Genomic DNA, 26,436 nt, shown 5'->3' on the forward strand with positions numbered 1-26,436 from the left:
ACCCGGGGGGCCGGCGGGGGCCCGCGAGGGCCGGTGCGGACCCGGGGGGCCGGCGGGGGCCCGCGAGGGCCGGTGCGGACCCGGGGGGCCGGCGGGGGCCGGTGGGGGGCGTGGGAGCCGGTGCAGTGAGGCGGAGTGGACCCCGCTCGCAATAAGCCCACGGTGGCGGCAAGTTCGGGGCCGACGAGGCGCCGGCGCGGTGGGTTCCGGCCGCCGCCTGGAGGCCGGGTATGGCCCCGCAAGTCCAGCCGCCCAGCACCACCTCGCGGCCTCACCGCGGCCCGCACGGAGGATCCGGCAGGGTGGTGTGGTGGGCGGTGCGACCGCGCCGGGTCGGGACGGTGAGCGGCAGCGGCGCGGCGCAAGGAACCAGTGGCGGCACGGACGACAGACGCGCTCCGCCGGTGACTCGCGCCCCCGGCGGAGCGCCGCCGGCACGGAGCACGCCACCAATCCGCCTCAGCGGCGGCCCGCCAGGCCGGTCACACCCCGGCACACCACGCACCGAGCACCACGCATCGCGCCCCGCACACCACCCGCCGGACGCCCCGCAGCCCTCATCCCCCTCCCCCGGAGAACATCACGCGATCTCCCGGCCAGCCCTGCCGAGCCGCCCCACCCTGCCCGATTTATCCTGATTCACGTCCGAGGTGTGCCATCGCGCCCGATCCGGACATCGGCAGCTCCCACCCCCACGGAAAGGGCTCACCCATGCGGGTCTTCATCGTCGGCACAGGCAACATGGCGGGCGGTATCGCCACTCGGGCCCTGGCGGGCGGGCACACGGTCCGGCTGGTCGGCACCGATCCGGCGAAGGCCACCGCGCTCGCCGACGCCCTGGTCGAGCGGGTGGCCGGAGCCGATGTGGCCCCCGCCGTGCCGGACGCGGTCGGGGCGGCGGACGTGGTGGTGCTGGCCGTGCCGTTCGACGCGGCGAAGCAGGTCGTGGCCGAATACGGGGACCAGCTCGCCGGGAAGACGGTCGTCGACATCACCAACCCCGTGGACTTCGCCACCTTGGACTCGCTGACAGTGCCCGCGGACAGTTCCGCCGCCCAGCAGATCGTGGAGGCCGCCGCGCCGGGCACCCGGGTGGTGAAGGCCTTCAACACCACGTTCGCGGGCCCGCTGGTCGCGGGTGAGGTCGGCGGGCTGCCGCTGGACGTGTTCATCGCCGGGGACGACGCGGCGGCCCGCGACCAGGTGGCCGAGCTGGCCGCGTCCGGCGGCCTCAACCCGGTGATCGTGGGCGGACTGCGCCACGCCCGCGAGCTGGAGGGCATCCAGCTGCTGCACATGGCCCTGCAGACACGGCCCGAGGGGCACGGCTGGAGGAGCGCACTCAAGATTGTCGCCCCCTGAACCGCCCCTGGTGCCCGAGAGACGGCTGAAGTCCTGGTGAACCGTGCGGCGCACGCCCCCGGCGCGTAGTACGTTCCTCACAACAGCCGTGACTCTGGGGGGAGTTGCACATGCACGGCACGATCAGCGGGTTCCACTACGGCGCCGTGACGCCGGTGGCCGCGTATCTGATGGCCTGTCTGGGCGGCGCACTGGGGCTGCGCTGCATCGTCCGGTCGCTGTACCACAACGGGCGGTCGTGGAAGCCCGGTTGGCTCGCGCTGGGGGCGGCGGCCATCGGCTGCGGCATCTGGACCATGCACTTCATCGCCATGATCGGCTTCCACGTCCAGGAGACCACGATCCGCTATGACGTGGCCCTCACCCTGCTCAGTCTGGCGGTGGCGATCCTGGTGGTCGGCATCGGTGTCTTCGCGGTCGGCTACCGGGGCGCGACCTCCGGAACGCTCTGGACGGCGGGCGTCATCACGGGTCTGGGCGTGGCGGCCATGCACTACCTGGGCATGGCGGCGCTCCGCCTTGACGGAACGCTTCACTACGCACCGGTGACGGTCGCCCTCTCGGTGGTGATCGCGATCGCCGCGGCCACGGCAGCGCTCTGGGCGGCCGTCTCGATCAGGGGTTTCACGGCGAGTCTGGGCGCCAGTCTGGTGATGGGCCTGGCCGTGTCCGGCATGCACTACACGGCCATGGCGGCCGTGAGCGTCGAGGTGCACCCGGCCTCCGCCACCTCCTGGTCGAGCGCGTCACCGACCTCGCTGCTGCTGCCCATGCTGCTGGGCCCGATCGTGTTCCTGCTGCTCGCCGGGGTGGTGGTGATGTTCGATCCGCTGCTGGTGCTGGGGGAAGGCGACTGGAACGTACGGCAGCCGGCCGGCAGGGAGGGGCCGTCGGCACCGGTCCACGCGACCCGCTCACGGCCGCCGGGCCCGCGCGGCGGGCGCACCCCTCGCAACCGTGGAGGCCGCCCGGCACCGGGGGCCACGGTCCGAAACGGTACATCGGCGCGCCCCGCCACGGCCGGCCCGGACCGATACGGCACGCCGGACCGGTACGGCACGCAGGGCCGCCCGGCGCCGGGCGGAGTCGGCCCGTACGGCACGCCACACGGCACACCGGGCGGGACCGGTCGGCCCGGTACGCAGGCCAGGCCCGCGCCCGGCGGTCCGCAGGACCCGTACGGCGCCCCCTCGAACCCCTACGAATGGTGACGCGGGACGCAGGCAACCCCCTCGCCCCACCAGCCCGTTGAGCATTGCTACGGTTCCCGCGTGTCTGACTCCTCACGCAAGACCGCGGCGGGCGCCGGCTGGGGCGAGGCCGAGCGCGGTGCCTATCGCCGGCTGATGCCGGACCATGTCGAGAAGATCTTCTGGTTCAACCCCAGGACCATGTGGGCCGCCCGCAACGGCGTGCTGGCCTCCTGGTTCGGGGACCCGACCGGCCGGACCCGCAGCCGCTGGGTGGCGCAGCGGGCGGCCGCCGGGGCGCCCGCCGACAAGGTGATCCGGCGTCATGAGGCGGACCGGTTCTCGTTCATGGTGATCGGCGACACCGGCGAGGGCGACGACTCCCAGTACGCGGTCGTGCCGGGGTTCCTGAAGGCGGGTCAGGACACCGACTTCGCGGTGATCGCGAGCGACGTGATCTATCCGGTCGGGACCACCGACGACTACGGCACCAAGTTCTTCCGTCCGTACCAGGACTATCCGGCGCCGATATACGCGATACCCGGCAACCACGACTGGTACGAGGACCTCGGCGCGTTCATGCGCGTCTTCTGCGACGACGCCCCGCCGCTTCCGCCCGAGCCGAAGCCCCGCCCGCTCACCCGTGCCTGGTGGCGCGCCCTGCTCTGGCACCGCCCTCGCCCGGCGGACGAGCAACTCCTCGCGGAGGCACGGAAGTTGCGGCCAGGTCACGAGCAGACGGCCGTCCAGCCCGGACCCTACTGGGCCATCGACGCCGGGCCGGTCCGGATCGTCGGCATCGACACCGGCCTGCTCGGCACGATCGACGCGGAACAGGGCGCCTGGCTGCGCGAGGTGTCCCAGGGGCCGCGTCCCAAGATCCTGGTCACCGGCTCCCCGCTGTACGTGGACGGCGAGCACCACCCCTGCCCCATCGAGGGCGGCGGCACGGTCGACGACATCGTCCGCGACCCGGCCCACCACTACGTGGCGGCGATCGGCGGCGACATCCACAACTACCAGCGCTACCCCGTCGACGTGGACGGCCGCACCATCCAGTACGTGGTCGCGGGCGGCGGCGGTGCCTTCATGCACGCCACCCACACCATCCCCTCGGTCTCGATCGCGAACGTCACCGAGGACGACTTCCGCTGCTACCCGCTGCGCGGCGACTCCCTCGCGTTCTACAGCCGCCTGTACGCCCGCAAACTGCGCCTCCGCCGCTTCCTCACCCTCACCGAGGCCGAGGCGACCGCCGTGATCGCCGAGCGCCTGGGCATCACGCCCGGCCGCACTCCCGCCCCGGACACCCGGGTCACCCGCCGCACCCGGCTGGTCGCGACCCTGCTCGGCGCCGGCAGCCGGCCGGACCGCGGCCCCCGGTTCCGGCTGCCCGTGAAGAAGATCTACACCCAGCTGTTCTCCCCCGGCTCGGCCACCTACAGCCCGCCCTTCTTCAAGTGCTTCCTGCGCCTCGACGTCAGCCCCGAGGCGGTACGGCTGCGCTGTTTCGCCGCCACCGGGAACCGCCCGCAGGAGCTGGATCCGCCGGTCGAGGACGAGATCGTCATCACGCTGACCTGACCCGGAGCTGATCACACTCCCGCAATGTTCGGGTGCCACAATCGGGGCAGAACTGACGTACGACCGCTGGAGGACCCGTGCCGTCCATCCCCCGCCCGCTGCGCAGACTGGGCTTCCTCACCATCGGCCTGTTCGACGGGGCGGATCCGGGCAAGGGCCACGAGTCCACGCTGGAGATCATCGAGCTGGGCGAGCGGCTGGGCTTCGACAGCGCGTGGGTGCGCCACCGGCACCTCCAGTACGGCATCTCGTCCCCGGTCGCCGTGCTGGCGGCGGCCTCGCAGCGCACCAGCCGGATCGAACTGGGCACCGCGGTGATCCCGTTGGGCTGGGAGAACCCGCTGCGGCTCGCCGAGGACCTGGCGACCGTCGACCTGCTGTCCGGCGGGCGCCTCAACCCCGGCGTGAGCGTGGGCCCGCCCATGCACTACGCGCAGGTCAAGGAGGCCCTCTACCCGGACACGGCCGACGCGGAGGACTTCAGCTACGAGCGGGTGCGGCGGCTGCTGGACTTCGTGCGCGGCAAGCCGGCCACCGACTTCAGCGGGGTCGAGGGGTTCGAGGTGTTCTCCGACGTGGTCCAGCCGCACTCCCCCGGCCTGGGGCGGCGGCTCTGGTACGGCGGCGGCAGCCTCGGCTCGGCGCGCTGGGCGGGCGAGCACGGGATGAACTTCCTGACCAGCAGTGTCGTCAAGGCCGAGGACCCGGAGGGGCCGTACGACTTCGCGGAGATCCAGCGTGCGCACATCCGCGAGTTCCGTGCCCACCACCCCGACGGCGAGGCGGCCCGGGTCTCCCAGGGGCTGGTCGTCATCCCCACCGACTCCGCCACGCCCGAGCAGCGTGCCCGGTACGAGGCGTACGCGGCCAAGCGGCTGCCCCGCACCACGACCCCGCAGGGCCCGGCGCGGCTGCTGTTCGCGCCGGACATCGTGGGCACCTCGGCGGAGATCGCCGAGCGGCTGCACGCGCACGCCGGGTTCCGCGAGGTCGACGAGGTGGCCTTCGCGCTGCCCTTCACCTTCGAACACGAGGACTACGTACAGATCCTCACGGACATGGCGACCCACCTGGGCCCGGCGCTGGGCCGGCACCCCGGGTCCGCGGCCTGAGTCACCAGCGGCGCACCTCCGTGCCGGTGACCGGCTCCGACGGCTTGCCGTCGACCCCCACCGGCACCTCGCCGTGCAGCATCACCCGGTGCATGACCCGGGGGAAGGCGAGGTGCGCGTTGTCACTCGGGGCCAGATGGATGGTGGCCCGGTTGTCCCAGAAGGCGACGCTGCCGGGCTCCCAGCGGAAGCGGACCGTGTACTCGGGCCGTACGGCCTGTTCGAGCAGCATCTCCAGGAGTGCGGCGCTCTCCGGGCGGGAGACGTCGGCGATCTGCTCGACGTAGTAGCCGTTGACGTAGAGCACCCGCTCGCCGGTCTCCGGATGGACGCGCACCAGGGGGTGCGCCGAGGCCACCTGGTGGTCGAGGAGGTGGCGCAGGTAGGAGTCGTCGCCGGGGCGGGGCTGGTAGCCGACGCCGAGGCGGTGCTCGGCGCGCAGTCCGTCGACGAAGGCGCGCACGGGCGCGGAGAGCCCGGCGTACGCGGCGGCGAGGTTGGCCCAGGTGGTGTCGCCGCCGTAGGGCGGGACGGTCTCGGCGCGCAGGATCGTCGCGGCCGGCGGGTCGATCCGGGCGCCGTGGTCGCAGTGCCAGCCGCGCAGCAGGGTGTGCCGGCGGCGCTGCAGCCACTCCTCGTGCTCCATCCCGAACCGGCCGCCCAGCTCCAGCCGGTCGGCGGTGGTCTCCACCTCGGGGAAGCCGGCCGGCGAGGCACTGCCACGCCGGCCCAGGACCACCGGTTCGCCGAAGCGGCGGGCGAAGGCGACATGCCCCGCGTGGTCCAGCCGCTGCCCCCGGAAGAACACGACCTTCCAGCGCAGCACGGCCTCCCGGATCAGGGCGACCACGGCGTCGTCGAGGTCCGCGGCGAGGTCGACCCCGGTGATCTCGGCGCCTATGTGCCCGGCGACGGGGTTCACCTCGACCGCCGGGTTCCCTGTGCTGCTCTCCGTCGTCATATGCGCTCCGCTGGTCGTCGGTACCGGCCACTGGAGAAGTACCCCGGCGCGGGATGGGGTGATGCACCAGGCACTCCTGCATCCGGAGGCACGCGGATGGCGAGCGGGCGGATCGTCACGGACGATGATCACGAACTTCCTGGTGGCAGGCGCCCCGGTCTGCTGTGGTCCGCGAAGGAGGCACCCGTGAAAGCCGTTGCCACATGTCGGCAGGTGGCCGCGTGAACCTTCGCAAGAACGCGCGGGACTGCTCGCGTGAGCGTGCGCAACGGGCTCTGGCGCACAACGGACGCTCACGCGTGTGTCTGGTGTCGGTCCTGCTGGTCCTCCTGCTGACGGCCGCTGCGCTGGGCTATTTCGGTGTCCGGGACCTGACCAGCGCCTTCACCTTTCCCGGTCGCCTCACCGGTGCGGTGCTCATCGCGGTCGCCTTCACCGCGTTCCTGGGGACCGCCGCGCTGGTGGACCACTGGCTGTTCCGGACTTTCCCCAACTCCGGCGTGGTGGCACTGTTCGGCGCGTCCCTGGCCCTATTGGCCAACCTGACGCTCTTCCTCGAACTGATGGCCCACGCCGACTCGAACCGTTGGAAAGTGTTGTTCACCACCCTCACATTGGGTTCAGCGTGGGCCATCATCGTCGTTTGGCGGACGCTGGCCACGATTCCCGCTCCGAAGCGGGTAGCCACGGCGCTGCTGGCCACCATCTTCATTGCAGCAGGAAATTTCGGCTATCAGAATCTCTACCTGCCATCGCAGCGTGAGGTCAGGCCCGTCATCAAGCTGACCCCCGGGGACCCGGTACTGAGTCCGGATCGAAAGGCGTTCTCCGTGCCGGTCCAGATCACCCTTGAGAACCATAGCGACCTGAGTTTCGACGTACTGGGCACCGAATTCCACGCCATGGGGCAAGAGGTGCCGCTGATCCGGCAGGACCGGCTCCGCCAGGAGTGGCGAGCCGTTGCCGAACAGTGGACATCATTCGAGGGGACGAATCCGCTGTCACGTAGAGAGAAGTACCAGCCAGGTGACTTGGTCGAGGCACAACCATGGATGCGCTACGGCGATCCGATCGACGCCAACGACACCGTCACCGCCCGAGTCGTCGTGCAACTACCCACGGACACGAAGTACGACCAGGTGGCGTTCTACGCCAGCGCACACCTCACGCGCAAGGACCGCGTGTCCCTCGACCAACTGAAGCCCGCCGAAACGGGTTTCAAGAGCTGGGCCGGCGGACAGGTGCCCGATTGGCTGAAAAAGCGGAATGATTTTGGTTCCCTCATCTACAAAAGCACGCTTCACGAGAACAACGCCATCGACGAGGAGACCAGGGACACCCGACACGTCACCGTCTATTGGGAGTTCGGCGCTCACGGCGTAGACATCACGGAAACCATCAACATGGCAGACGGCAAGGAGGTGCCTCCAAAAGAGGCAGAACGGTACGGTATCCGCATCGTTGAAACAGGACCGGTGGAGCGCACCCTGTGGGACATCAAGAGCAAACGGTGACCGGCACGGTCGCCCCAGGTACCGCCGGACTTCGGTCCTCCAGTCGCTCCAGCCACATCACCAGCGCGAGCGAGCCGTTCATGCGGTCCCACGAGTACGAGTCGCCCAGCCCCAGTTGAGCCTCCTTCACCGCTCGGCACAGCGTGTCGACGTCGAACATCTCCGCGACGAGCGGATGCCGTGCCGAGCGACAGAGGTCGATGAGTTCGTCGCCGTGGGTTCGCAGACCGCGGGCGTAGAGGTCGTTGAAGGGAATCTTGTTCACCCGGTCGTGTATCGCCGACGGGAGCAGATCCGCCATGGCCTCGCGCAGCACCGTCTTCGGGCGGCCCGCCCCGAACGCGGCTTCCGCGGACACGCGCCGCATCGTCGCGATCACCTCCGGGTCGAGGAAGGGGTGTGAGAGGAAGAACCCGTGCCGCTGTGCGTACCGCCAGGACAGCGGATCGGGAGCGGCGAGGTAGTTCGCAGCGTCGTACAGGGACTGTTCCGGCCTGCGCCCGAACACGAACCGGCTCTCGGCGACGCTGGCCTCTCGATAGCCATGGGCCCGCGCGAACCCGGGACGCAGCCACGGCGGGCGGGTGAAGTTGCCGAGGCCTCCGAGCACCGTTCCGTGATGAGTGAGCCGGGAGATCCGTTCGGCTGCCAGGGGAAGCGCCGGCTGCGTGACGTACCTGCGGACGACCTCCCGCACCCCCCGTTCGCCGGCCGCGGCATGGGCACGTGCCTGCCGCCGCAACTCCCGAAGCCGTCCGGAGCGGGCCAGCCGGTGCAGGTGAAACGGGTTGGCGTCCACGACGGGATCGGCTCCGCAACCGGTCAGGAGGGTGTCACATCCCAACTCCGCTGCCGCGGCATGCAGTCTGCTCCAGAACGGGGCACGGAAGGCATGGGCGTGCGGCTCGTCCGGATCTCCCGCGTGGGACCGGAAATCGTCGAAGTCGGCCACGTCGTCGGCGTCGACGATCACCGGACACACCGCTGGAGCGTGTCGGCGGACGGCCTCGATCGCCTCGTCGAGGTACGGTCGCTCCCCGGCCAGTTCGCCCCCGCCGAAACGCCCGGCGAGCAGGACCAGGTCCGCAGCGAAACCCTCCTCCTCGGCAAGCAGGCGGGCCGCGAGCAACGCGACGCTGGTGGAATCGGTGCCGCCGGAGACGTGGCACGCGGTCGTCCCGCCGAGGCGCCGGGCGACGGCGTGCTCCAGGGCGCCACGCAGATCCTCCCCGGCCCCGTGGAAGCCGGTTCCGGCTGCCGTCGTGCCGTCGTGCCGGGCGGTGCGGAGGAGCTGCCGGCGCCGCAGCGACCCGGTGGCCGAAATTTCCACCACCTCGCCGCCCAGGATCCGGTGCACCCCGGCGAACGGGCTCAGTTCCGTGTGCGGTTGCGCCATGTTCCCGGTCAGGTACCGGCAGAAGTACCGGTGTTCCAGCTCGGCGGTATCACCCAGACCACGCGCCGAGGTGCTCACGGCAGCCACGCGGCTGCCGGACTCCCTGAAGAACAAGGGGATGCGCGCCTGTTCGTCCCGCATCAGCAGAACGCGGTCGCGGTACACCAGCACCGCCGCGAAGTCCCCGGCCGGCACCGGCGGCAGGGCTCCCGGGCGGTCGAAGGCGTCGAGGAGCGCGCGAGCACCTGCCAGGCGGTCCCGGACCGAGCCCACCCAGCCGACGACCGCCGCGGTGCCGGCCGGTGCGGTGACCGTCGTCACCAGCCCCTGTCGCACCATGGCCTCGGCGGTCCAGAGGCTCGCCGCGCCCCCGTTCCAGTCGAGTCGGAGCGCTTCCATCTCACTGGCTTCCGCAGCCGATCGAGAGGACCGGCGTGAAGGCATGCCCCCGCGGCTCGGCATCCGGAATGCACAGTCCGGCCGCAGCTGTCCAGGCGTGCAGGGCGAAGGGCTGTTCACGCACACCGACATGCAGCGTGGCCTGGAAGCCGCGCCGTCGCAGCAGGACGAACGCCGTCACGGCCGCCGCCTTGCAGTCGTCGTCGACGAGCCAGCTGCCATGGCTGTGCGACTGGACCGCTCGTTTCAGCCTTGCCACGTCCTGTGCGGTAGGGACATCCGCGCGGGCGTAGCCGGGGGCGGCCAACGGCAGCAGCCGAAGGACCCGTCCGAAGCCCAGCGTGCGGATCAGCACGTACACGGCGCGCAGCCAGATCCCGATCTCATCGTCGGTATACGCCTTTCGGCGCGCCGGCGCGCATCCGGCCCGGACGAGGCCGGTGACGAGTTCGGCGCGTTCGTCGGCGTTGCCGTCGGCGAACGTCTGCACATCTGCCGAAGTCATGCCGAGAAAGCGCGTCCGTCTCCAGTCGGCGATGAGGGCACCGCCGGACAGCCTGGTGACGCTGCAGTGCGGTGAAAGGATGCGCGTCATGGCCACGAGGGCATCGGTGTCCTGTTCCACCGCGCCTCCTCCCATGTCACAGGTACGGGGTGCGGGTGCGTCAGGACTGGTATCCGTGGCCGTCGTAGTCCCCGCCGCTGAACCCCCGGATCAGACGGCCGTTCCCAAGAAGGACAAGGCCGTGCGGCATACGGCGCCGCAGGAATCGGATCAACATCGCCTGCCTCCAGAGCCAGGTGGCAACGATCATGTCCAGGCTACTCCGCCCCCGACGCCTCGCAACCGTGGAGCCTGCCGACGCCCGAGTCGTGCTCGTGACGGTGCCGCGCACGACAAAAGACGTTGCGGAACGAGTCGGCAACGCCATGATCGAAGTACACCCCCGTGCCGAAGGAGCCGCTCATGCACGACAGCGCCGAATTTATCGCCGAGGTCTATGAACTCGGTCCCGGGCCCTGGGCGTTGACGCCCGTGGCCCGTGGCGCGCTGGGGCAGATCTGGCGGCTCACCGGCCCGGACGGCTCCGCCCGGGCGGCGAAGCAGCTCCTCTTCGACTGCGACGAGGACGACGTGGCGCGGGAGGCTGCCTTACGGCTCGCCGGTGAGCGCCTGGGCATCGCGGCGCCGCGGCTGTTCGCCAACCGGCACGGCGCCCACCTCACGCGGGTCCCGACCGCCGACGGGGGGACCCATGTGAAGCTGTACGACTGGATCGAGGGCACCCGGGCGGACGTCGCCGACCCCGCGGTGCTGGACTGGTTCGGCCGGACCATGGGCCTGCTCCACCGCGCGGGTGCGGGCGCGACGGAGGCTCCGAACGAGTGGTACGAGCGGTGTCCCCGGGACGGCGACTGGAAGGACCTGCACGAGAAGGTGACCGAGGCGGGGCTGCCCTGGGCGGACGCGCTGGGCCGGTTCATCGGTACGTCGGCGGTGGAGCTGGCCCGCTGGGTGAGCCCGTCCGACACGGCCGACCGCGTGATCTCCCACCTGGATCTGCAACCCCAGAACGTCCTGGTCGGCCCGGCCGGCCCGGTCCTGCTCGACTGGGACAACGCGGGACCCACGTCCGCGGAGCGGGAGCTGGCCCAGGCCCTGTTCGTCTGGTCGGGCGGCAACGACGGGGACCCGGCGGCCGCCCGGCGCCTGGTCCACGCCTACCGGCAGGCAGGCGGCCCCGCCACCGTCCGGGGCCCGGAGTCCTTCTCCATGCTCTTCGCGACCGCGCTGAACTACATCCACGTCCAGGCCGAGGCCGCCGTCGATCACGAACTGACGCCCGCGCAGCGCGAGTTCGGGAGCGGCGAGGTCGTCGCCCGGCTGGCCGACGTGCCGGACCCGGCGGCGGTCTCCCGGCTGCTCGCGGCCGTCACACCGTGAACTCCCGTACGGCGGTGTTCCGGAACACCGCGGTACCGCCGATGGTGAACAGTGCCAGCCGGTTGTCGACGAGATACGGGAACACCTCGGCGGAGTGCGTGTAGCGGCCGTCGCCGACGAACATCTCCACGGAGGTGCGGTCGACGAGGATGCGCAGCTTCACCGAGCCCGTGGACAGGTCGAACGGGGTGTGGCTCTCCTGCCGGTCGCCGCTGGTGTCGGGGTTCACGGTGTTGCGCCGGTTGAGGAAGGCGTAGTCGCCGTAGACCCCGGCGTCGATGTGCCGGCCGCCGTCCGGCGAGCGCCGCAACTGCACTCCGGCTCCGGTGAGTTGGGACCAGGTGATCTCGGTGGTCAGTTCGTAGGACGTGCCCGTGTAGTCGAGGAGGAGGGTGCCGTCGACGGTCAGGTCGCCAAGGTCGACCGTGCGGGAGACGTACGAGTCGAGGGCGGCGACCGGCTGGGAGGCGAGGTGGTAGCCGCCGTCGGAGGCGTGCTTCAGGGTGACTTCGCGGACGATCGAGTCGGTGCCGTTGAACCCGTCGCAGTCGATGGTGGGGGTGGTGTTCGGGTAGGCCCAGTCGTTGAGCCAGCCCAGCGCGTAGCGCGCGGAGTCGTCGAGGGTACCGGCGGCGTCCCGCTTCTCGAAGGTGACGGCCGCGTACCAGTCCCAGCCGTGGTCGAGCCACTGCGGGTCGGCGGAGTCGGCGGTGAACGCGCTGCCGTCGAAGGAACCGGTCCAGTAGGCGTACGTGTTGGGCAGCCCGGAGCCGGTGCCGTCCGCGCTCACCCCCAGTACCCACTTGGCGGTGCCGTCGTCGGCGGTGATCCGGAACAGGTCGGGGCACTCCAGTGTGCCGATGCCGTCCTTGATGAAACCACCCGCATAGGTCCAGGACTTGAGGTCCGCCGAGCGGTAGAAGCCGACCTTGTTCCGCTCGGCGAGGGCCATCACCCAGCGGTCGTTGGCCTCGTCCCGGATCACCTTGGGATCGCGGAAGTCGGCGACGCCCGGGTTGGGCAGCACCGGATCGGTGCCGTGGTTGGTGAAGGTACGGCCGCCGTCCGTGGAGTAGTACAGGAACTGCTCCTGGTGGTCGGTGCCGCCACCGGGTGACATGGTGACGATCACGATGACCGCGCCCGCCCCGAAGCCCGCGGTGTCGCCGGTGTCGACGACGGCACAGCCCGACCAGACGTCGCCGTTGACAGTGGTGTCCTTCGGTACGGCGATCCCGCGATCGGTGAAGGAGACCAGGTCGGTGCTGGTGGCAAGGCGCCAGGCGGTGCCCACGACGCCGTCGAGGTAGTCGGCGTTGTAGAGGTAGTAGTAGCGGTACTCGCCGTCGATCCAGACCGGGCGCTGGGGGTCGTTCTTCCACTGGTCGGGGACCGTGAAGTGGTAGGTGGCCCGGTAACTCGCGCAGGCGCGCACGGCTTTGGGCTTGGGCCTGGCGGCGGCCGGTGTGGTGGACAGCAGTGCGGCGGTCGCCCCCGCCGCCGATCCGGCGAACAGCGCCCTTCTGGACAGCCCTGGCATCACGCATCGTTCCTCTCGTGTCAACCGGCCGTCTCCGCGGCTCAGAACGGCGGTCGGCTGAATCCAGGACTGTAGACCTAACTCGTTAAAGGTCAAGCGTTCACGGCCCTTGACAGGCATGTAACGCGCTTCACATCATCTGGGGCGTCGAACCTTTCCTAAAACGAGTTAGGCACCTTGGATGACCGACTCGCACTTCTCCCGCCGCGCCCTGCTGCGGTACGGCGCCTACGGCGCGGGGGCCGCCGCGCTGGCCGGCACCGCCGCGAGCTGGGACCGGCTCACCGGGGCCGACATACCCGGCCGGGACGACGGTTCACTCGTCGTCGCCACCCTCGGTTCCGCCTTCGACCCGGCCGCCGTGCACGCGCTGAGCACCGGATTCCGCAAGCTCCATCCGGACGTCCCGCTGCGGGTGAACGCCGTGCAGGCCGTGGACTGGTCGGACTTCTTCGCGAAGATCCTCACCCAGATCGCGGCGGGCACCGCGCCCGACCTGGTCTATGTCGCCACCGAGGGCGTGCAGCTGTTCGCCGAGCGGCTCGGGGTACCGCTGGACCGCTGGGTGCGGCGGGACGCAGCCGAGCTGCGCGAGTACTTCGCCGACGTCCACCCCTCGCTGGTGGAGTCGATGATGTACGAGGGGAGCCTGTACCAGCTGCCGGTCGAGTTCAACGCGGCCGACATGTACCTCAACAAGCAGGTGCTGAAGCGGGCGGGCGCGGGCTTCCCGCCGGCCGACTGGACCCGCGACGACTTCACCGCGCTGCTGCGCGAGACGAAGCGGTCGAGCGACTCCCACTTCACCCCGTACTTCTGGACCAACCGGCTGTGGGGCGGGGTGGTGCCGTGGCTGTTCAACAACGGCACCAATCTGCTCGCCGAGTCCAGGGCGCCGGGCGGGAGCTGGCTGTGGGACGCCTTCTACCCGGCGGCCGACCGCCTGGGCCGGGGCGGCGGTTTCCGCTGGACCACCCCGCAGGCCACCTCCGCCCGGGTCGAGGAGGTCTACGACTACCTCGCCTCGCTCATCCAGGAGGACCTGTGCACCCGGCCGGAAGGCGGCAACGGCAGCAACCTGGTCGGGGTCTTCTCCACCGGCCGGGTCGGGGTGACACCGGCGGGCGGCTTCTGGGCGGGCGGTCTGCATCTGGCCGGGATGAAGGCGGACGCCTACGACGTCCAGTACTTCCCCCGCTGGCGTACCCAGCGCATGCAGTTCGGCGCGGCGGGCTACGCGCTGCTGCGGACCTCCAAGAAGCAGGACGCGGCCTGGGAGTTCATCAAGTACGCGGCCCGAAAGGACGTGATGACCGAGCTGTTCGCGGCCAACCAGACGACCCCGGCCCGGCGTTCGATGCTCACCACCGGCCGCTACCGGGAGACCGGACCGGCGCACTGGAAGGTCTTCTACGACACCCTCGACAGGTTCCCCGACACCGGCCCGATCCCGGCTCCGCCGCAGGTCGCCGAGGTGACCGACGTGCTGCTCAAGTACACCGGGACGGCGCTGGCGAGTCCGCGCTCGGTGGCGCCGGCGCTACGCCGGATGCAGGGCGATCTGGAGCAGGCCATGGAGCGTGACCTATGACGAACACCCAGATCACCGCCGGACGGGCCCGTTCCGTGTCCGCTCCGCCCGCGGTGTCCGTGCGGCCGCCGGCCCGGGAGCGGGGCACCCGGTTGCTGGCCGCGCTGTTCCTGACGCCCACGATCGTCGGGATCGTCGTCTTCACGGTCGTACCGATCATCGGGTCGATCGTGCTGAGCTTCTTCGACTGGAACGTGATCGATCCGCCGCGTTTCGCCGGTGGCGCCAACTACCGGGAGATGGTGAGCGATTCGACCGTCCTGGTCTCGTTCCGGAACACGCTCGTCTTCATGGTGCTCGCGGTCGCCCTGCAACTGGTGATCGCGCTGTCGCTGGCACTCACGCTGAACGCCCGGATGCCCGGCTGGCTGCGCTCGGTCTTCCGGTCGGCGTTCTTCTTCCCGCTGGTGCTGTCCGCCGCGTCGATCTCGGTGGTGATGAAGTACCTCTTCAACCAGGACTTCGGCGTGGTCAACTGGCTGATCGGGCTGGTCGGCATCGCTCCGGTGCCCTGGCTGACGTCGGAGCACGGGGCGATGGCCACGGTGATCATCGTCTATGTGTGGCAGCAGTTCGGCTTCTCGTTCCTGCTGTTCGTCGGGGGTCTGAACAACATCCCGAAGGAGATCCACGAGGCCGCCGCCCTGGACGGGGCGACCGGTCTGCGCAAGCACCTCGCGATCACGCTCCCGCTGCTGTCGCCGACCCTGCTGGTCGCCTCGGTGGTCGGCATCATCAACGCGCTCCAGGTCTTCGAGCAGCCGTACGTCCTGACCGACGGCGGCCCCGGCGACTCCACCCGCACCGTCGTGATGGTGATCTACGAGCGGGCCTTCGAGCAGCTCCGCTTCGGGGAGGCGTCCGCGGTGGGCGTGCTGCTGTTCGTGCTGATCATGGCGGTGACCGCCGTCCAGTTCCGGCTCAGCCGGCGTTTCGTCCACTACCAGTGAGCCGGTGATCCCCATGAGTCAAGCGACCATCAGCCAAGCGAGCCCGACCCTCGGCAGTGCCCGGTACCGGCTGGCGCCCTGGGCGCGGATCGCCGGACTGACCGTGTGCGCGCTGCTGACGCTCGGTCCGGTCATCTGGACCGTCTCGACCTCCCTGCGCACCCCGGCCGAGTCCTTCGACCTGCCGCCGCAGATCGTCCCGGCCCATCCGAGCACGGCCGCCTACCGGGGCGTCTTCGACCAGATCGACGTCTGGCTGCTCGCTCTCAACTCCACGCTGGTGACCGCTCTGACCGCGGCCGGCCAGATGATCACGGCAGGGCTCGCCGGGTACGCCTTCGCGCGTCTCGAATTCCGGTTCAAGCGACCGCTGTTCGGGCTGGTCCTGGCGACCATGATGGTTCCGCTGCAGGTCACGATCGTGCCGGTGTTCCTGGTGCTCAAGTCGATGGGGCTGACCGACACGCTCCTCGGCCTGATCATCCCGGCGTTCCCGACCGCGTTCGGCACCTTCCTGATGCGGCAGTACTTCCTCGGCATGCCGAAGGACCTCGGCGAGGCGGCCATGCTGGACGGCGCGGGCCCCTGGCGGATCTTCCGGTCGGTGTACGCCCCGCTGGCCACGCCGGGGCTGGCGATCGTCGGCGTGCTGGCCTTCAACTACCACTGGAACGAGTTCTTCCGCCCGCTCATCCTGGAGACCTCGGGCCAGAACTACACGCTGCCCCTCGGCCTGGTCTCCCTCCAGGGCAACCTGGGCACCGGCTCCGTCTCGGTCGTCCTCGCCGGTGTCGTGCTGTCGATGCTCCCCGCCGTCGCCGTGTTCCTCGTCGGCCAGCGCCCTCTCCGCGAGGGCATCACCTCCGCAGGAGTCAACCGTTGAGCCTCGCCGCTCCGCAGGATCCGAACGCCCCGCGGTTCCGGGTCCGTCCGCCCGCCAACTGGATCAACGACCCCAACGGCCCGTTCCGCTGGCGGGACCGCTACCACCTCTTCTACCAGTACAACCCGGCCGCGCCCGTGCACGCGAACATCCACTGGGGCCACGCCTCCAGCCCTGACCTCGCCCACTGGGAGCACCACCCGATCGCCCTCACTCCGACCCCGGGCGGCCCGGACGAGGGCGGGTGCTGGTCGGGATGCGTGGTCGACGACGACGGCACCCCCACCGCCGTCTACACCGGGATCGGACACGACCACACCGGCCTGGGCACGATCTGCCTGGCCCGGGCAGCCGACCCCCTGCTCGTCCGGTGGCGCCCCGAACCGACCCCGGTCGTCGCCGCACCGCCCGAGGGCCTCGACGTGGTGATGTTCCGCGACCCCTTCGTCTTCCGGCACGCCGGCCGCCGCCACGCCCTGGTCGGTGCCGGTCACGCCGACGGCACCCCGTCCGTCCTGGTGTACGACTGCGACGACCTCACCGACTGGCGGTTCGCCGGGGTCCTGCTCGACGGCAGCGACCCGGTCGCGTCGGACGCCTTCGGGGACAAGGCGGTGGGCTGGGAGTGCCCGCAGCTGTACCGGACGACCGACGGCGGCCATGTCCTGGTGGTGTCCCTGTGGGACGGCGATCCGTGCTCCACCGGATACCTGACGGGCCGTCTTGTGAGCGATGCCGGAGGCGGGTTGCGCCTCGAGGCCGCTGTCGGCGGGCGGCTCGACCACGGCCGGGACTTCTACGCGCCCGCCGTGCTCCAGGAGGAGGACCGTGCCCTGCTGTGGGGCTGGTCGTGGGAGGCGCGGGACACCCCCGAGGGCTGGGCGGGTGTGCTCACCGCGCCCAGGGTCGTCGGCACGCGTCCCGACGGCAGCCTCCGGGTCTCCCCCGCCCCGGAGCTGGACCTCCTGCGGGCGCCGGTCCCGTTCGGCGCCGGACCGCTTCCGGTGTCGTACGACCTGGAGATCACCGCGTACGGCCGTGCGACGGTGACCCTGCTCCGGTCCGGCGACAGCCGGCTGACGATCGGGCTGGATCCCCGGCAGGGGGCCGTCACCCTGGACCGCACCGGCTGGCCTCGGGCCGGCCGGGAAGGCTCCGCGCCCCTTGCCCTGGGTACTCCCCCGGGCGCTCGGCTCACCGTCCGTGTCCTCGTCGACGGCTCGCTGCTCGAACTGTTCGTGGCGGACCGGGCGACGGTCACCGAGCGGGTGTATCAACGTCCCGGAGAGGTGCGGGAGTTGACGGTCGAGGGGGACGCCGAGGTCATCGGGTGGGAGCTGGTCCCACCGACGAACGGCTGACCACCGGGCAGACGAGGCGCCGGACGGTGGCGGGCGGGGTGCGGCCGGTGTCGATGGTGTCGAGCAGCAGCCGGGCCGCGGCCTCGCCCATCGCCCGGTGCGGCAGGCCGACCGAGGTGAGCGGCGGGGTGAGGAAGGCGGCCATGTGTTCCTGGTCGTCGTAGCCGATCACCGACAGTTCCTCGGGCACGGCGATCCCGAGCCGGGTCGCCGCGTGCAGGACGCCCGCCGCGACCCGGTCGTTGTAGCAGAAGACGCCTGTCGGGCGTTGCCGCGGGGCGACGCCGTCCAGGAGGAGTGCGGCGCCCTCGTAGCCGGCGACGATCTCGCCACCGGTGCGCGCGACCCACTCCTTCGGGAGCGTGACCCCCGCGGCACGCAGGGCGTCCCGGAAGCCGCGCAGCCGTTCGACGGAGGCGATGTCGTCCTGACCGCCGACCATCGCGATCCTGCGGTGTCCGGCCTCGAGAAGCAGCCGGGCCGCCGTACGGCCGCCGGCCCGTTCGGCCGGGACGACGGCCGGCAGCGAGTCGTCCTCGGGCAGGCAGTTGGCGAGCACGGAGTGGGTGCGGTGCAGGCCCTCGGGGACACGCACCCGGCGCAGCGACATCGCCGCGTAGATGATGCCGTCGACGCGCCGGTCCAGGAGCTCGGCGACGGCCGCGTCCTCCTTGGCCGGATCGCCGCCGGAGTCGATGGTGAGGACGAGGTGGTCGTGGTCCCAGGCGGTCTCCATGGCTCCGCGCAGCAGCCGTCCGGCGAAGGGCGAGGAGGCGATCTCGTCGGTGACCAGGCCGATCACGGCGGTGCGGCGGCGGCGCAGGCCACGGGCGACGGGGTCGGGCCGGTAGCCGAGTTCTGCGGCGGCCGCCCGGATGCGTTCCTGGGTGGCGGGTGAGAGGTTGCCCTCGGCACGGCCGTTGAAGACGAAGGAGACGGCCGTGTGCGAGACGCCGGCGCGCCGGGCCACGTCCTTCGACGTGGGCCGTCCGCCGCCGCTGCCGTTCCTGTCCTCGCCGCCCATACCGCCCGCTGTCGCTCGTCGCGCCCGCCCCGCTTGATCACCACTCACCCTATCCGTGAGGGTGGGGCAGGACACAGTCGAGGGAAGGTCCCATCGTGACAAGCATTCCGGCGTACACGCTCAGCGACGGTACGGCGATCCCCGCCGTCGGCCTCGGTACCTGGCCGATGGACGACACGCAGGCCGAGCAGGCCGTTCGCCATGCGCTCGGGGCGGGTTACCGGCTGGTGGACACGGCCGTGAACTACCGCAACGAGACCGGGGTCGGCCGGGGGGTCGCGAGCAGCGGCGTCCCCCGCGAGGAGGTGGTGGTGACGACGAAGCTGCCGGGCCGCCACCACGGTTACGAGGAGACCCTCGCCTCCTTCGAGGAGTCCCGGCGGCGGCTGGGCCTGGAGTACGTGGACCTGTATCTGCTCCACTGGCCCAACCCCCGGGTCGGCAAGTACGTCGACTCGTGGAAGGCGATGATCAAGCTGCGGGAGGAGGGGCTGGTGCGGTCGATCGGCGTCTCCAACTTCACCGAGGAGCACCTGGCGCGGCTGGAGAAGGAGACCGGGGTGCTCCCGTCGGTGAACCAGGTGGAGCTGCATCCGCTGTTCCCGCAGGAGGACCTGCGGGCCTTCCACGCCGAGAAGGGCATCGTCACCGAGAGCTGGAGTCCGCTCGGCCAGGACGGGCGGCTGCTGCGCGACCCGGCCGTCGTCGGCGTGGCGGAGGCGCTCGGGGTGACGCCCGCTCAGGTCGTCCTGCGCTGGCACGTCCAGCTCGGCGCGGTTGCCATCCCTAAGTCGGCGGACCCCGAGCGGCAGCGGGCCAACCTGGACGTGTTCGGCTTCCGGCTGAGCGCGGCCCAGACGGCGGCCGTCTCGGAGCGGGCCCATCAGCGCCTCGGCGGCGACCCGGACAGCCACGAGGAGTTCTGAGCCCCGGATTGCGCCGTTCCGGCCCCGCCCGGCCTCCCGGCGGCCTATGTTCACGACGGTACTCGATCTTCGGCTCAGGAGGCCTCTCGTATGCGCACCACCGCGCTCCGTACCGCCGTGGCCGGGGTGGTGACCGCCGGCACTCTGCTGACCTGCGGCACCGCCCATGCCACCCCCGCCGGACCCGGGGTCACCGGCAGGGTGATCAGCCAGACCACCATCGGGGACACCGACTACGTCCTGCGGGAGATCACCGTCCCGCCCGGCCAGACCACCGGCTGGCACTACCACGACGGCCCGGTCTACGGGTACGTCCAGAAGGGCACGCTCAGCCACTTCCACTCCGACTGCCAGGAGGACGGCGTGTACAGGCGGGGCGGCACGGTGTACGAGCCGGGCGGCCCCGGCGACGTGCATCTGGGCGCCAACCTCGGCGACACCGACCTGGTCCTGGACGTGCTGTACGTCCTGCCGCACGGCTCCCCGTACGCCGAGTCGGTGCCGAACCCGGGCTGCGACTTCGAGTAGTCCGGGGGGGCCGGTTCACCGCTCCATGACCGGCAACGGGCCTTCGGGCAGCGGCTGTTCGGCCCAGATGGTCTTGCCGCTGCCCGTCTGCCGGCTGCCCCAGCGCTGGGTGAGCTGGGCGACGAGGAGCAGCCCGCGGCCGCCCTCGTCGTAGGCGTGCGCCCGGCGCAGGTGCGGCGAGGTCGAACTGCCGTCGGAGACCTCGCAGATGAGGGCGCGGTCGCGGATCAGCCGGAGCCGGATGGGCGGTTCGCCGTAGCGGATGGCGTTGGTGACGAGTTCGCTGACGACGAGTTCGGTGACGAAGGCGGCCTCGTCCAGGCCCCAGGTGGTGAGCCGGTCGGTGGCCGCCTGCCGGAAGTGGGCCACCTGGGCGGGGTCGGGCGGCACCTCCCAGGTGGCGACCCGGTCGGCGCCGAGGGTGCGGGTGCGGGCCAGCAGCAGCGCGACGTCGTCGGAGGGCTGCTCGGGCATGACGGCCTTGAGCACGTTGTCGCTGAGGGACTCCAGTGAGTCGGCCGGCGCGCACAGGGCGCGGCACATCTCCTCGGTGGCGCGGTCCACGTCCCGGTCGCGGTCCTCGATCAGTCCGTCCGTGTAGAGGGCGACGACGGCGCCCTCGGGCAGTTCGAGCTCGGTCGCCTCGAAGGGAAGGCCGCCGACGCCGAGCGGCGGGCCCGCGGTCATCGGGATCAGCTCGGCGGCGCAGCCCGGCAGCACGAGGGCGGGTGCCGGATGGCCGGCGGCGGCGAGGGAGAGACGGCGCGAGACGGGATCGTAGACGGCGTACAGACAGGTGGCGCCGAGCTCGGCGACCTCCTCGCCGGGGCCGTCGCCGGCCAGGTGGGTGACCAGGTCGTCGAGGTGGGTGAGGAGCTCGTCGGGGGGCAGGTCCACGTCCGCGAGGGTGCGGACGGCCGTACGCAGCCGGCCCATGGTGGCGGAGGAGCGGATGCCGTGGCCGACGACGTCGCCGACGACCAGAGCGACCCGGCTGCCGGAGAGCGGGATCACGTCGAACCAGTCGCCGCCGATGCCGGCCACCGATCCGCAGGGCAGATAGCGGTGGGCCACCTCGACGGCGGCCTGGCCGCGCGGCAGCCCGCTGGGCAGCAGGCTGTGCTGGAGGGCGAGGGCGGTGGAGCGCTCGCGGGCGAAGCGGCGGGCGTTGTCGATGCAGACGGCGGCGCGGCTGGCGAGTTCCTCGGCGAAGACGGTGTCGTCGCTGACGTAGTCGTCGGGGTGGTGCATCCGCACGCACACGACGACGCCGAGCAGCGTGCCCCGCGCCTGCAGGGGTACGGCGATCATGGAGTGGACGCCCAGGCGGTGGGCGCGGCCCTCGGGCGCGCGGGCGTTGCGTTCGTCGACCCAGCGGCGGAACTCGGGCTCGCCGGCCTGGCTGACCACCGCCCGCCGCTCCCGCAGCGCCCGCGCCGGCGGTGAGGCCGCCAGGTGCACCTCGGTCTCGCCCAGCCGTACGGCGGCCTCGGGGGTGCCCTCGGTGGCGGAGCCGTGTGCGACCCTGCGCAGCACGATGTCACCCTCCGGCACGGTGGGCAGTTCCTCGGAGCCGAGGACCCAGTCGAGGAGGTCGACGCTGGCGAAGTCGGCGTAGCGGGGGACGAGGAGTTCGACGAGTTCCTCGGCGGTGCGCACCACGTCCAGGGTGGTGCCGATGGAGGTGGCGGCCTCGTTGAGGAGGGCGAGCCGCAGCCGGGCCAGGTACTGCTCGGTGCTGTCGAAGGCGGCGAGGGCGACCGCGGTCAGCTCGCCGCCGGGGTCGCGCAGCGGCCACATCTCGATGCTCCAGGCGTGGTCCCGGTTCAGGGCCGGGGCGCCGGTGAAGCTCTCGTAGCGCAGGGCCCGGCCGGTCTCGACCACCTGGCGCAGATGGCGCAGGAAGCCCTCGCTGTGCGAGGCCTCCTCGACGGTGTCCGGGAAGAAGCGGCCGAGCAGGGCCTCCTCCGGGACGCCCATGACGTGACAGGCGGCCGCGTTGGAGCGGAGATAGCGCTGGCCGACGTCGAAGACCGACATGGACATGGAAGCCTGCTGGAACGCCTGTCCGGCCAGGGTGGGGTCGGCCTGCCAGGGCGGGTCGGCGGTGACCACGTACCCGGTGGTGCCGCCGTCGGGGCCAAGGACCGGGCAGGCGGTCAGGGCGATCTCCAGCCGCCGCCCGTCGGCGTGGCGCAGGGTGACGGTCCCGGAACGGGCGGCCAGCGTCGGCGCCGGGACCTCCTCGGCGAGGAGGTCGGCGGCGGGCCGGCCCACGACCTCCTGTGCCGGGCGCCCGGTGAGCACCCGCGCGCCCTCGCTCCACCCCGTCACCCTGCCCAGGGCATCGATGACCGCCGCGGCCGCGACACGCTCCATACGCCCCAGGATGAGACCTATGTCCCGGGGCATCAAGCGCGGACGCGGACCGTCTCAGCCCTGGTGGGCGCGGAGGGCGGCCAGCGCCCGGTCGGCGTGGGTGTTCATCCGCAGTTCGCTGCGGACGACCTCCACAACGGTGCGGTCCTGGGCGATGACGAAGGTGGCCCGCTTGGTGGGGGCGAGCGAGAAGCCGCGCTTGACGCCGAACAGCTCCCGGACGGCGCCGTCGGCGTCGGAGAGCAGCGGCATGCCGAGGGTGTGCTTCCCGGAGAACTCCTGCTGCCGTTCCACGCTGTCCCCGCTGATTCCGACCGGTTGTGCGCCGGCGGCCGCGAACTCGCTCGCCAGGTCCCGGAAGTGGCAGGCCTCTGCGGTGCAGCCCGCCGACAGCGCGGCCGGGTAGAAGAACAGCACCACCGGGCCGTCGGCCAGCAGCTCCGTGAGCGTCCGGGTCGTACCGGTCTCGTCCGCCAGCGCGAAGTCCTCGACCTTGCTTCCGACCTCGACGGTTCCCGCCATCTATCGGCCCTCCTCGTTGCGTGCGACACCGCGCGCCCACAGCACCAGGGGGATCTGGAGCGGAAGGCGGGCGAGGGCCGCGGTCCTGAGCGGCTCGGGCCGCTGCTGCCAGTCGACGGCCATCTGCACATTGGCCGGGAAGACGCCGACGAAGAAGGCGGCGGCCGCCTTGGCCGCCGCCTTGCGGGTGCGCGGCAGGGCGATACCCGCCGCCAGCGCCAGCTCGACGGCCCCGCTCCCGTACGTCCATGCCCTGGGCGCCCCGGGGAGCGCCTTGGGGATCGTGGCGTCGAAGGACTTCGGCGCCACGAAGTGGGCGACCCCGGCGGTGGCCAGCAGCCCCGCCAGGAGCAGGGGTGAACGTTCGGACCGGGACACGAAGCCTCCTGTGACGACCTGCCGCCGGATATTACCCGGCGGTTCCGCCCCGGTCCGCGCCGGGCCCTACTCCAGGTAGTAGGTGGCGTCCTGCTTGTCCAGCATGGTGCTGGGCGTCTGGACGTAGAGAAGGTTGTTGTAGTGCCGTATGTACCGGCCCGGGTAGTTGTACGACTCCAGGGAGACCCCGGACGGGTCGGCGAGGCCGGACCGCTGGTAGAAGGAGGCGTCGCTGTCGAAGGCGGTGGTGCCGTCGTCCTTCTCGACCCACACCTCGAAGTTCTTGTGGCGCAGGTAGTAGCCGGGGTAGTTCGTCGACTCCAGGGAGATCGTGCCGGTGCCGGCGAGTCCGGTGACGATCCGGAACTGGGAGTCGGCGAGGTTGGTGACGTTCGCCTCGATCCGCGCGCGGAAGTCGTAGTGGCGGATGTAGCGGTCCGGGTAGTTGTACGAGGAGATCGTGTTGATCAGGTAGTAGTTGCCGTTGTAGTACTCCAGCCAGGGGTCGGCTCCCTTCTGCGCCTTGACCGGGTTGGTGAACGGGCGGCCGTCGGCCGCCGCTGCGGGCTGTGTGGTCACGAAGGTCCCGAGTACGGCGAGCAGCGCCGCGACGAGCACGAGCCAGGGGCGGGTGCGGAGCACGGTGGGTCCCTTCCGACGGCCAGCTCGTTCGGACTACCGAACGATGTACGGAACTTCGACCAGAAGGTAAGGGGGTGGCAATGACACGTCAATGGGTTGGACGTGTCGAGTTGGGTTTCCAAGAGCCTTGCGGGGGCGGTGCGTTGACCGCCCTAGCCGGCGTCGCTCGCGTCGACGTACAGGCAGAAGGGATGGCCCGCCGGGTCGAGCAGCACGCGCACATTGTCCTGCGGCTGGTGGCCGGCCTCGCGCGCGCCGAGTTCGACGGCGTGCGCGACGGCGGCCCGCAGTTCCGTCACCTCGAAGTCGAGGTGCATGGTCATCCGTTGAGCCCCCGCACGCGCGGGCCAGACGGGCGGGACGTATCCCTCGGAGAGCTGGAAGGCGAGGTACGCGACCCCTTCCGGCGGGGCGACGGCCGCCCCGTCGGACTCCTCCTTGACGATCTCCCAGCCCAGCAGTTCGGCGTAGAAGCGCGCCAGCGCCTGCGGATCGGGGGCTTCGAGCACGACGCCCCACCAGTCGTGCCGGGACATTCGGGGAACAGCGGGCTGACCGTCGGACCGTCCGCGCATGCCGGAAACCTACACGGTCCCGGCCGGGCGCGCCGCCTCTTGGGACTCCTGGCCGGGCTCGTCCTCGACCGCGTACGCCAGGAAGTCGTCGACCATGCGATGGAAGAGCACGGCGAGCTGCCGAAGCTCCTCCGGCTTCCAAGCACCCAGCGCAAGTTGCATCCCGCGCGCCCCGGCGTCCCGGACGCGGTCGACGGCGTCCCGGCCTGCGTCGGTGAGCTCGATCCGCTGGGCCCGGCGGTCGTCCGGGTCGGGGACGCGGGTGACATAGCCCGACTTCTGGAGCTGCTGCACCGTCCGCGTCACATGGGACGCCTCGACGCCGAGGCGCTGCGCCAGCTCCCCCGGGCGCAGCGGCTCGGAGTCGGCGACCTGGCGCAGCAGGGCGACCGCGGCGCGGTCCAGCGGGACGCCGGCGAGGGCCATCAGCCGCTCGTGCTGCCGGGCCCGGGTGCTGAGATAGGTGATACGGGTCAGGGCGCGCTCGATCTCGACCACCTCCGGGGTGGCGGCGGGGACGGCTGGTAGCGGTTCTGTGGACATACCGGCCAGTTTACCATATCGTTGCGTAACTCAAGTAAGTTACTGCGTGCGTTTACGCACAGTACTGCGTAGCGCGCAGCGTCCACCGATCGGAGCCGTATGTCCCTCCTGGCCCGCCCTGCGATCGCCGCCCTCGGTGCGAAGACCCTGCAGCGGCTCACCCTCCTGGCGAGCAGGCGCCCGAGCGGCCCGGGCTCCGACGCCGCCTCGCACGCCCGGTTCCCCGAGTTCCCGCGCCGGGTGCGCGAACTGACCGTCCCGACGTCCGTCGCCCCGGCCCGCGCCACGGTCTACCTCCCGGCACCCGAGGTCACCGCTCCCCCGGTGCACGTCAACTTCCACGGCGGAGGTTACGTCATGTCGCTCACGGAGCTCGACGATCCGCTCTGCCGGTTCCTGGCGGCCGAGGCCGGGGTGGCGGTGGTGAACGTGGACTACGTCGTCGCCCCGCAGCACCCCTTCCCGGCCCCGCCCCGCCAGGCCTACGGGGTGGTCCGCTGGGTCGCCGAGCACGCGGCCGAGGAGGGCTGGGACGGCTCCCGGCTGACCGTGGGCGGGCAGAGCGCCGGTGGCGGGCTCGCCGCGGCGGTGGCCCGGCAGGCGCTGGCGGAGGGTGGCCCCTCGATCGCGCTGCAGGTGCTGCACTATCCGCCGCTGGACCTGGTGACGAGCGCCGCGGACAAGCGGGCCGCCATCGCCAAGCCGATGCTGCGGCCGTGGATGGCGGAGGTGTTCGACACGGCGTATGTGCCGGAGCCGAAGCGGCGGGCCGACCCGCTGGTCTCCCCCGCGCACCCGTCGGACACGGCCGATCTGACGGGGATCGCCCCGGCGGTGGTGATCACCGCGGAGTACGACCTGTTGCGGGCGGAGGGTGAGCGGTATGCCTCGCGGCTGGGGGCGGTGGGGGCGTTGGTGGAGCATCACGAGGTGAGTGGGGTGGATCACGGGTATGACGCCAAGGACGAGGTGACGGCGCGGGAGGTGTATGCGCTTGTGGCGCGGCATCTGCGGGCGGTTCGGGAGAAGGGCGCCTGAGAGCTCGGGAGTGCTGATGGTGCGCGACTGACCGTCGTCGGTGGCTGGTCGCGCCCACGCGGCGGAGCCGCACATGGATGCAGCCCCGCGCCC

At 71.3% G+C, this 26,436-nt stretch carries 22 protein-coding genes and 2 pseudogenes; 13 read left to right on the plus strand and 11 right to left on the minus strand.

The genetic code is table 11. From position 1 onward, the window contains the following. Positions 1-711: 711 nt before the first annotated feature. From ACFZDK_RS36020 to ACFZDK_RS36035, 4 genes and pseudogenes are all read left to right on the plus strand, one after another. On the plus strand, positions 712-1,362 hold the full coding sequence (locus ACFZDK_RS36020) for an NAD(P)-binding domain-containing protein (protein ID WP_390978573.1): 651 nt from the start codon (positions 712-714) through the stop codon (positions 1,360-1,362). Between the two features lie 110 nt (positions 1,363-1,472). Beyond that, a pseudogene (locus ACFZDK_RS36025) lies at positions 1,473-2,402 on the plus strand (MHYT domain-containing protein); the annotation flags it as partial. A 231-nt stretch (positions 2,403-2,633) separates the two neighbouring features. Further along, positions 2,634-4,136, plus strand: a complete 1,503-nt coding sequence (locus ACFZDK_RS36030; RefSeq protein WP_390978575.1) for a metallophosphoesterase — start codon at positions 2,634-2,636, stop codon at positions 4,134-4,136. A gap of 77 nt (positions 4,137-4,213) precedes the next feature. After that, positions 4,214-5,248, plus strand: a complete 1,035-nt coding sequence (locus ACFZDK_RS36035; RefSeq protein ID WP_390978577.1) for an LLM class flavin-dependent oxidoreductase — start codon at positions 4,214-4,216, stop codon at positions 5,246-5,248. Position 5,249: 1 nt separating this feature from the next. Here ACFZDK_RS36035 and ACFZDK_RS36040 read toward each other — a convergent pair whose 3' ends face one another. Then, complete coding sequence (locus ACFZDK_RS36040) at positions 5,250-6,209, minus strand: TauD/TfdA family dioxygenase (RefSeq protein ID WP_390978579.1); 960 nt, start codon at positions 6,207-6,209, stop codon at positions 5,250-5,252. 221 nt (positions 6,210-6,430) lie between these two features. Here ACFZDK_RS36040 and ACFZDK_RS36045 point away from each other — a divergent pair, with 221 nt between their 5' ends. Continuing rightward, the gene (locus ACFZDK_RS36045) at positions 6,431-7,723 is read left to right on the plus strand and encodes a hypothetical protein (protein WP_390978581.1); all 1,293 of its coding nucleotides are present in this window, start codon (positions 6,431-6,433) and stop codon (positions 7,721-7,723) included. Here ACFZDK_RS36045 and ACFZDK_RS36050 read toward each other — a convergent pair. Then, the gene (locus ACFZDK_RS36050; protein ID WP_390978583.1) at positions 7,707-9,518 is read right to left on the minus strand and encodes an asparagine synthase-related protein; all 1,812 of its coding nucleotides are present in this window, start codon (positions 9,516-9,518) and stop codon (positions 7,707-7,709) included. The two genes, ACFZDK_RS36045 and ACFZDK_RS36050, sit on opposite strands and share 17 nt — an antisense overlap. 1 nt (position 9,519) lies before the next feature. Continuing rightward, complete coding sequence (locus ACFZDK_RS36055) at positions 9,520-10,143, minus strand: lasso peptide biosynthesis B2 protein (RefSeq protein ID WP_390978585.1); 624 nt, start codon at positions 10,141-10,143, stop codon at positions 9,520-9,522. Positions 10,144-10,485: 342 nt separating this feature from the next. Between ACFZDK_RS36055 and ACFZDK_RS36060 the strand changes: the two genes are divergently transcribed. Next, positions 10,486-11,463: a phosphotransferase enzyme family protein gene (locus ACFZDK_RS36060; protein ID WP_390978587.1), complete on the plus strand. Its 978-nt coding sequence runs from the start codon at positions 10,486-10,488 to the stop codon at positions 11,461-11,463. Here ACFZDK_RS36060 and ACFZDK_RS36065 read toward each other — a convergent pair. Beyond that, positions 11,453-13,003, minus strand: coding sequence for a GH32 C-terminal domain-containing protein (locus ACFZDK_RS36065; protein ID WP_390978589.1), 1,551 nt, complete (start codon positions 13,001-13,003; stop codon positions 11,453-11,455). The genes ACFZDK_RS36060 and ACFZDK_RS36065 overlap by 11 nt on opposite strands. 181 nt (positions 13,004-13,184) lie before the next feature. On the opposite strand from ACFZDK_RS36065, the gene ACFZDK_RS36070 reads away from it, so the two are divergent. Genes ACFZDK_RS36070 through ACFZDK_RS36085 form a run of 4 tightly spaced genes read left to right on the plus strand, consistent with a single transcriptional unit; the run spans position 13,185 to position 17,788 of the window. Then, complete coding sequence (locus ACFZDK_RS36070) at positions 13,185-14,594, plus strand: extracellular solute-binding protein (RefSeq protein WP_390978591.1); 1,410 nt, start codon at positions 13,185-13,187, stop codon at positions 14,592-14,594. Continuing rightward, entirely contained in the window at positions 14,591-15,544 is a 954-nt protein-coding gene (locus ACFZDK_RS36075) for an ABC transporter permease subunit (protein ID WP_390978593.1), read from the plus strand. Before ACFZDK_RS36070 ends, ACFZDK_RS36075 begins: the two co-directional genes overlap by 4 nt. Before the next feature lie 13 nt (positions 15,545-15,557). Continuing rightward, entirely contained in the window at positions 15,558-16,427 is an 870-nt protein-coding gene (locus ACFZDK_RS36080; protein WP_390978595.1) for an ABC transporter permease subunit, read from the plus strand. Further along, positions 16,424-17,788 (plus strand): GH32 C-terminal domain-containing protein, encoded by a 1,365-nt coding sequence (locus ACFZDK_RS36085; protein ID WP_390978597.1) that lies wholly within the window; start codon positions 16,424-16,426, stop codon positions 17,786-17,788. Before ACFZDK_RS36080 ends, ACFZDK_RS36085 begins: the two co-directional genes overlap by 4 nt. Here the strand turns inward: ACFZDK_RS36085 and ACFZDK_RS36090 are convergent. Continuing rightward, positions 17,751-18,812, minus strand: a complete 1,062-nt coding sequence (locus tag ACFZDK_RS36090) for a substrate-binding domain-containing protein (protein ID WP_390978599.1) — start codon at positions 18,810-18,812, stop codon at positions 17,751-17,753. The genes ACFZDK_RS36085 and ACFZDK_RS36090 overlap by 38 nt on opposite strands. A 95-nt stretch (positions 18,813-18,907) precedes the next feature. Between ACFZDK_RS36090 and ACFZDK_RS36095 the strand changes: the two genes are divergently transcribed. Further along, positions 18,908-19,738, plus strand: coding sequence for an aldo/keto reductase (locus ACFZDK_RS36095; protein WP_390978601.1), 831 nt, complete (start codon positions 18,908-18,910; stop codon positions 19,736-19,738). 90 nt (positions 19,739-19,828) lie between these two features. Beyond that, the gene (locus tag ACFZDK_RS36100) at positions 19,829-20,266 is read left to right on the plus strand and encodes a cupin domain-containing protein (protein ID WP_390978603.1); all 438 of its coding nucleotides are present in this window, start codon (positions 19,829-19,831) and stop codon (positions 20,264-20,266) included. 15 nt (positions 20,267-20,281) lie between these two features. Here the strand turns inward: ACFZDK_RS36100 and ACFZDK_RS36105 are convergent, their stop codons facing one another. From ACFZDK_RS36105 to ACFZDK_RS36130, 6 genes and pseudogenes are all read right to left on the minus strand, one after another. After that, entirely contained in the window at positions 20,282-22,645 is a 2,364-nt protein-coding gene (locus tag ACFZDK_RS36105) for a SpoIIE family protein phosphatase (RefSeq protein ID WP_390978605.1), read from the minus strand. Between the two features lie 54 nt (positions 22,646-22,699). After that, positions 22,700-23,167, minus strand: a complete 468-nt coding sequence (locus tag ACFZDK_RS36110) for a redoxin domain-containing protein (RefSeq protein WP_390978607.1) — start codon at positions 23,165-23,167, stop codon at positions 22,700-22,702. Next, positions 23,168-23,545 carry a DoxX family protein gene (locus ACFZDK_RS36115; protein WP_390978609.1) on the minus strand — a complete coding sequence of 126 codons (378 nt, stop codon included), beginning with the start codon at positions 23,543-23,545 and terminating at the stop codon, positions 23,168-23,170. It lies immediately after the preceding gene. Between the two features lie 66 nt (positions 23,546-23,611). Beyond that, positions 23,612-24,004 (minus strand): annotated as a pseudogene (locus ACFZDK_RS36120) (AbfB domain-containing protein); the annotation flags it as partial. 335 nt (positions 24,005-24,339) lie between these two features. Next, positions 24,340-24,762, minus strand: a complete 423-nt coding sequence (locus ACFZDK_RS36125; protein ID WP_390978611.1) for a VOC family protein — start codon at positions 24,760-24,762, stop codon at positions 24,340-24,342. A 9-nt stretch (positions 24,763-24,771) separates the two neighbouring features. After that, on the minus strand, positions 24,772-25,305 hold the full coding sequence (locus ACFZDK_RS36130) for a MarR family transcriptional regulator (RefSeq protein WP_390978613.1): 534 nt from the start codon (positions 25,303-25,305) through the stop codon (positions 24,772-24,774). Positions 25,306-25,404: 99 nt separating this feature from the next. On the opposite strand from ACFZDK_RS36130, the gene ACFZDK_RS36135 reads away from it, so the two are divergent. Further along, positions 25,405-26,343 (plus strand): alpha/beta hydrolase fold domain-containing protein, encoded by a 939-nt coding sequence (locus ACFZDK_RS36135; RefSeq protein ID WP_390978616.1) that lies wholly within the window; start codon positions 25,405-25,407, stop codon positions 26,341-26,343. Positions 26,344-26,436: the final 93 nt, after the last annotated feature.

Origin of the sequence: Streptomyces sp. NPDC007901, assembly GCF_042959465.1 — a bacterium.
In the GTDB taxonomy this organism is placed as follows: Bacteria; Actinomycetota; Actinomycetes; order Streptomycetales; family Streptomycetaceae; genus Streptomyces.